The 6,935-nt window shown below is 60.3% G+C and carries 6 protein-coding genes; all 6 read right to left on the bottom strand.

All coding sequences use genetic code 11. The features are described from left to right. Position 1: 1 nt before the first annotated feature. Genes msbA through cysG form a run of 6 tightly spaced genes read right to left on the bottom strand, consistent with a single transcriptional unit; the run spans position 2 to position 6,826 of the window. Positions 2 to 1,765 (bottom strand): lipid A export permease/ATP-binding protein MsbA, encoded by a 1,764-nt coding sequence (gene msbA, locus M3P88_RS13705; protein ID WP_249616566.1) that lies wholly within the window; start codon positions 1,763 to 1,765, stop codon positions 2 to 4. A 17-nt stretch (positions 1,766 to 1,782) separates the two neighbouring features. Next, positions 1,783 to 2,919, bottom strand: a complete 1,137-nt coding sequence (gene rfaQ / locus M3P88_RS13710) for a putative lipopolysaccharide heptosyltransferase III (RefSeq protein WP_249616567.1) — start codon at positions 2,917 to 2,919, stop codon at positions 1,783 to 1,785. A 14-nt stretch (positions 2,920 to 2,933) separates the two neighbouring features. Continuing rightward, positions 2,934 to 4,673, bottom strand: a complete 1,740-nt coding sequence (gene ptsP, locus M3P88_RS13715) for a phosphoenolpyruvate--protein phosphotransferase (protein ID WP_249616568.1) — start codon at positions 4,671 to 4,673, stop codon at positions 2,934 to 2,936. Between the two features lie 50 nt (positions 4,674 to 4,723). Further along, the gene (locus tag M3P88_RS13720; protein ID WP_249616569.1) at positions 4,724 to 4,993 is read right to left on the bottom strand and encodes an HPr family phosphocarrier protein; all 270 of its coding nucleotides are present in this window, start codon (positions 4,991 to 4,993) and stop codon (positions 4,724 to 4,726) included. Beyond that, positions 4,986 to 5,387 carry a PTS sugar transporter subunit IIA gene (locus M3P88_RS13725; RefSeq protein WP_249616570.1) on the bottom strand — a complete coding sequence of 134 codons (402 nt, stop codon included), beginning with the start codon at positions 5,385 to 5,387 and terminating at the stop codon, positions 4,986 to 4,988. The genes M3P88_RS13720 and M3P88_RS13725 overlap by 8 nt, the downstream gene beginning before the upstream one ends. A 47-nt stretch (positions 5,388 to 5,434) precedes the next feature. Then, complete coding sequence (cysG, locus tag M3P88_RS13730) at positions 5,435 to 6,826, bottom strand: siroheme synthase CysG (RefSeq protein WP_249616571.1); 1,392 nt, start codon at positions 6,824 to 6,826, stop codon at positions 5,435 to 5,437. Between the last annotated feature and the right edge of the window lie 109 nt (positions 6,827 to 6,935).

The raw sequence follows: 6,935 nt of genomic DNA on the forward strand, positions 1-6,935 counted from the left end.
TTCAGCCTTGCTCATCGCCCGCCTGATATTGCAGGCGGTGCAGTGTCTTATAGATACCGTCTTGGGCCAGCAAGTCCTGGTGGCGCCCGGCTTCGGCCACTCGCCCTTGGTGCATAACCACAATACGGTCGGCATTTTCAATAGTGGACAGGCGGTGCGCAACCACCAGCGTGGTACGCCCTTTCATCAGCCGCTCCAGCGCAGACTGCACCAGCCTTTCGGATTGCGTGTCCAGCGCGCTGGTTGCCTCGTCCAGAATCAGGATCGGCGAGTTCTTGAGAATCGCGCGGGCAATCGCCAGACGCTGGCGCTGGCCACCAGACAGACGGGTTCCGTTTTCGCCAATCAAGGTCTCAAAGCCCTGCGGCATGGCTTCAATGAACTCAAGCGCATTAGCGGCTCTTGCCGCCTCTCGCACTTCATCCAGACTCACCTCGCCAATTCGGCCATAAGCGATATTGGCAGCCACGCTATCGTTAAACAGCACCACATCCTGGCTGACCAGTGCGATATTCGCGCGCAAGCTGCCCAGAGAGATATCAGTCAGCGGCACACCATCCAGCAAGATGCGCCCGGCATCCGGCTCGTAAAAACGCGGGATCAAGCTAGTCAGCGTGGTCTTGCCGCTACCGCTAGAGCCAACCAGTGCGACCGTTTCACCGGCGCGGATACTCAGGTCAACCCCCTCCAACGCCCTACTTTCGGCGCTCGGATAGGTAAAGGACACCCGTTCAAACACCAACTCGCCCTTGGGTGCCTGCAGCCGCATGCGGCCGTGATCGGCCTCGCCTTGCTCGTCCAGAAAACCGAACACGCTTTCGGCCGCCGCCAGCCCTTTTTGCACGGTCTGGCTGATGCTGGTGATGCGTTTAATCGGCGCAAACAGCATCAGCATGGCGGTCAAAAAGGACATAAAGTCGCCAGCCGAGAAATGGCCAGCCTGAGCCTGCACCCCAGCGTAATAGAGAATAACCGCCAGCGCACAAGCAATAATTAACTGGGTCACACCGGTACTGGCGGCACTGGTCGAGCGCTCCTTGACCAGATTATGGCGAATGGCCTCGGCCGCGCGGCCGAAACGCGTCGCCTCATATGCTTCGCCACCGTAAATCTTGACCACGCGCTGGCAGTCTATGCTCTCGCTCAGCACTTGCGTCAGTTGCGCCATATCCTGCTGGTTCTTGCGCGACAGGCCACGCAAACGCCGGCTGACAAAGCGCACGCAGAAAGACACGGCAGGCATGACGGCCAGACAGATCAGCGTCAGCTTCCAGTCGGTATAGAGCAGCAGGCCCAGCAGGCCGATCACGGTAATCCCGTCCTTAACGGTCACAGTGATGACGTTGAAACCCGCCTCACTGACCTGAGTCACATCAAAAGCGACCCGCGACAGAATGCGTCCAGAGGGGTGGTGATCGTAATAGTTAACCGGCAGGCGCAACATGCGCGCAAACATTTCCTCACGCAGGCTCTGCACCAGATGGCCGGATAGCCAGCTTGACGAGTATTCGTTGATAAAGCTGGCCACGCCGCGCACCAGAAACAGGCCGACGATGGCCAGCGGCGTCCAGATAATGGCCGCGGGATCACGGTCAACAAAGCCGCCGTCAATCAGCGGCTTCATCAGTCGGGCAAATAGAGGCTCGGTCGCCGCCGCAATAGTCATGGTCAGCAGCGAGACGGCAAAGACCTTCCAGTGCGGCCGTAAATACCCCATCACGCGCCGGTACAATGCCAGGCTAGCGACTTCTTGGTGTGGAATCATATTCAATGTCTGTCTACTTAGACGAGCTGGATACGCGATACGCAACCAGCCCGGTGATGTTGTGGAGCAATTTCCAGTGTTTGGCGCAACGACTGCACGGCATCAAGAACCGCCTGCACGCTTAGCTTATCCATGCAATCGCTCTGCCCACTACCACCACAACCAGCAAGCCCGCACGGACGACAAGGCAACGTTGCACCTACAATCTGGTGAGGTGTCCGCCATGGTGCCCATACCTGCTCAAGCGATGGTCCAAACAGCGCGACAACGGGCACCTGACATGCTGAAGCCAGATGCACGGGCAGCGAATCGACTCCAATCAGTAGCGCGGACTTTGCTACTAAAGCAGCCAATTCCTTAAGCGAAAGCTGTCCACTCAGATCAACAACAGGATGAGTCAACTGAGCCTTGATCCTAGCCAGCATTTCCAGTTCGGCAGCAGCAGGGGAGCCCGATAGCACGACGCGTACACCTTGCCCACTCAAAGCGTCAATCAGTCTGGCCATTTTCGCCTCGGGCCAGCACTTGTACAGTCCGCGCGAACCGGGATGGACCAGCACAAAGTTGCCTGACTGCAAGGAATGCGCTGACAAATGATGTTCTACTCTCGCCTCTGCCTCGGCTCCCGCAACAATGGATAGCCGGGCATGCGCAGCGGAAGAGTCGACCGTCAATCCGAGACAGCGCAACGCGTCCAGATGCAGCTCAACCATATGTCGGTTATGCGCCAGTTGAAAGCGATGCGTTATCGTTTTTCGGTATAGGCGGCCACGCCCGGGATTATCCGGCCCAACAGACCAGCGTGGAGACAGCAGTTTCACCAGCCAAGTGGCTCGGTTACTGTCATTCAGAATCACTACCAAGTCGTAATGCCGCGCACGCAACGCCGACAAAAGACGCCACTCCTGACGCAACTGAAACAATACGCCTTGCTTCTTCCAGTTGCGGTCAATCGTAAACACTTGGTTCAGATCAGGATGCAGGGAAAGCATATCCCGTGTTTCGTGGTAGACCAGCGCATCGATATCAATATGCGGCACCATCTTTTTAAGCGTGCTCACCACCGGTGTCGACAGCAGGACATCACCGTGAAACATCAAGCGTACAACCAGAGCGCGACGCACCTGGCCAAAATCAATGGCGTCTTTCAGCATAGAAAAAAGCCGGATCAAGCGTCCGGCTGGGCATTGAGTTGTTGCAATAAGTCGGCAATCTTATCAGGATCTTCGCTTCTGAGCATGCGCGACACGATGGGGGCGATGGTGTCGAGGTGGGTTTCGCGTACCACCTGCTTCACCGCCAGTACGCTGGCCGGGTGCATGGAGAAGCGGCGCAGGCCCATGCCCAGCAGCAACCGGGTCAGGCGGGCATCACCAGCCATCTCCCCGCACACCGACACCGGCACATTGCCGCGGGTGGCAGTTTTGATGGTGTGGCCGATCAGCTTCAACACCGCCGGGTGGATGGGGTCATACAGATGGCTGACCGAATCATCGTTGCGGTCAATCGCCAGCGTGTACTGGATCAGGTCATTGGTGCCGATGGAGACAAAATCGACATGCTTGAGGAAACTGCCCACCACCAGCGCCGCCGACGGGATCTCGATCATGGCACCGACTTCGATTTCTTCGGCAAACGGAAAGCCGACTTCGCGCAGCTCTTGCCGCGCATACTCCAGCTGGGCCAGCGCCTGCTTAAGCTCGGCCAGCGAGTTGATCATGGGAAACAGAATACGGATCTTGCCGTGCGCCGAGGCGCGCAGCAAGGCACGCAACTGTTCGCGGAACATCAGCGGCTCGGCCAGACACAGGCGGATGCCGGTTAGCCCCAGTGCCGGATTGTCGGCGCTGCTGCGCCCCAGCCACTTGGGGTTTTTGTCGGCGCCCAGATCCATGGTGCGTATGGTCACCGGCGCGCCCTTGAGCGACTCGGCCACTTCGCGGTAGGCCAGATACTGCTCCTCTTCCGAAGGAAGGGTATCGCGCCCGAGAAACAGGAATTCGCTGCGGAACAGGCCGACGCCTACGGCACCACTGCCGTGTACATCGTTCACATCGGATGGCAATTCGATATTGGCCAAGAGTTCGATCACCGTCCCGTCCTGGGTGGTGGCATGCGCCTTGCGCACCTTGGACAATTTGCGCTTCTTGTCGCGCCAGGCACGCTGACGGCGGCGGTACTCGGCCAGCACAACAGGCTCGGGATTGATGATCACCACGCCTTGCAGGCCATCGACGATGATGACTTCTTCTTCGCAGATCAGCTCGCGCCCGTGATGCAGCGCAATGACCGAGGGCAGGTCCAGGCCGCGCCCGAGGATGGCGGTATGGCTGGTGCTGCCGCCCACGTCGGTAATAAAGGCCGCGACATTGGACTCTTTGAAATACACCATATCGGCCGGCGACAAGTCATGCGCGACCAGAATGGTATCGTCGGCGAGAATATCGGGGGCCAGCAGTTCGCCGGCGTGGCCGCGCAGATTCTTGAAGATGCGCTCGGTGACCTGCAGCACATCGTGCTTGCGCTCGCGCAAATAGTCGTCGTCCATGGCATCGAACTGCTCGACCAGACGGTCGCACTGCAGCTTGAGCGCCCACTCCGCATTGCAGTTTTGCTCGGCCATCAATTCGCGCGGCTCGTACGAAATGGTGATATCGCCCAGCAGCATGATGTGCAGCGACAAAAAGGCGCCCAGTTCGGCCGGGGCATTTTGCGGAATGCTGCCCCTGAGCATTTCCAGCTCTTTGCGCGTGGCACGGATTGCCTCGTCAAAACGCAGCTGCTCGGCCGGCACTTCCTCGCTGGCGAGCAGCACATGCGGTACATCAGTCATGCTCTGCGCCAGCAAGTGTGCGCGCCCGATAGCAATCCCCCCGCCCACCGCGACGCCGTGCAGGATAATGCTCATGCCCCTTCTCTCCCCGATATTGTTTTTAGCGCGTGCCTGGCACGCCGGACTTACTCCGCTTCGTCGAAGCGGTTATTGATCAAACCCAACAAGGCGGCCAAGGCATCGTTCTCGTCCTGGCCGTTGACCTCCAGCTCGACGGTCGAGCCCTTGCCTGCCGCCAGCATCATCACCCCCATAATGCTTTTGCCGTTGACGCGGCGGCCATTGCGCGCGATCCACACCTCGCTCTTGAAGCGGCCGGCGGTCTGGGTGAACTTGCTAGAGGCCCGCGCATGCAGACCCAATTTATTGATGATTTCGACTTCTTGCTTAAGCATCTTGCTCCCCGTTATCCATAAGCTGCACCCCCTCTTCCCCACCACTCATAGCCTTGGCCACGACTATTTCCAGCGGATTGTCCGCATAACACAGGGCGCGCACCAGCATGGGCAGATTGGCACCGCTAACCACCGCCACCTTGCCATGTAGCGCCAGCCGGCCGGCAATATTGGCCGGCGTACCGCCCAGCATGTCCGACAACACCAGCACGCCGCTGCCGCTATCGAGCGACGCGATCAATGCTTGCGCCGACAGCTGCACCGCATCCGGCTCGGCATCGCAGGCGACGGCCAGCGCACGGGCATTCGCCGGCACATGCCCCAGCACATGGCTGGCACACTCCAGCAGGCTGTCGCCCAAGGTGTAATGGGTAATCAGCAAAATGCCGATCATGGTGGCGCTCCCTGTTATTTTACCCGTCGCAGATGACGGTAATTGTATCAGCCGCCCGCCGGCTTGCGGCGGTACCAGGCCAAGCGATCCGACAAGCGTACCACCTCGCCGACAATAATCAGCGCCGGCGAGGCAATGCCGTGAGCCTGCGCCAGCGCCGGCAAATCAGCCAGTGTGCCGGTCAGCGTGCGCTGGCGCACGGTGGTGGCCTGCTCGACAATCGCTGCCGGCGTATCAGCCGCCTTGCCGTGGCGGATAAAACCTTCGCACAGCCCCTGAATATGGCTTAAGCCCATATACACCACCACGGTCTGCTGCGGCCGGGTCAGTGCCGGCCAGTCGAGGTTGAAGCTGCCGTCCTTCATATGGCCGGTCACAAACACCACCGACTGGGCGTAATCGCGGTGCGTAAGCGGTATGCCGGCATAGGCGGCCGCACCGGACGCCGAAGTAATGCCCGGCACCACCTCGAACGGAATGCCTTCGGCCGCCAGCGTATCGATCTCCTCGCCGCCACGACCGAAGGTAAACGGGTCACCGCCCTTTAGCCGCAAGACACGGCGCCCGGCTTTGGCCAGGCTGACCATCAGGCTATTGATATCATCCTGCGGCAGGGTGTGCTCGGCACGCGCCTTGCCCACATAGATACGCTCGGCGTCACGACGCACCAACTCCAATAGCTCGGGCGCGACCAGCTTGTCGTACAGCACCACATCGGCCTGCTGCATCAGGCGCAAAGCGCGGAAAGTCAGCAGATCGGGGTTACCCGGCCCGGCGCCCACCAGATAAACGCAACCGGCGTGCCAGCGCGCATCGCTGGCCAGCAAGGCATCCATTTCGGCATCGCCGCCATCGCTGCCCGCCATCACCGCCTCGGCCAGCGGCCCTTGCAGCACCGCCTCCCAAAAGGCGCGGCGCTCGTCTACCTGCCCAAAGCGCGTCTTGACCCGCTCGCGCCAGTCACCGGCAAAGCGCGCCAGCGCACCATAGCCCGCCGGAATCAGACTCTCCAGCCGCGCGCGCATCAGCCGCGCCAGCACCGGCACCTTGCCGCCGGTCGACACCGCAATCACCATGGGCGAACGGTCAATAATGGCCGGGGTAATGAAGCTGGACAGCTCCGGGTCGTCCACCACATTCACCGGAATACCGGCGGCCTTGGCCGCATCCGCAACCTGCTGGTTCACCTCACGCGCATTGGTGGCGGCAATCACCAGTTGCGGGCGCCCCAGCATCTGTGCCTGAAAAGGCGCAGCCATATGCTCCACCTCCCCTGCCGCCACCCAAGCAGCCAGTTCGGGGGTCAATTCGGGCGCAATAATACGCAAGCGTGCGCCGGCACTACGCAGCAGGCGCGCCTTGCGCAAGGCGACTTCTCCGCCACCGACCAGCAGGCAGGCTTGATCCTGCAGCTTCATAAAAATCGGAAAATAGTCCACAGCCGGCTCCAATACAGCAGACTGCCAGCATAACCCGAAACGGGTAGATGGTGGGACTCGGGACTCGGGACTCGGGACTCGGGACTCGGGACTCGGGACTCGGGACTCG

The organism is Craterilacuibacter sp. RT1T, assembly GCF_023502145.1.
Classification (GTDB): domain Bacteria; phylum Pseudomonadota; class Gammaproteobacteria; order Burkholderiales; family Chromobacteriaceae; genus Craterilacuibacter.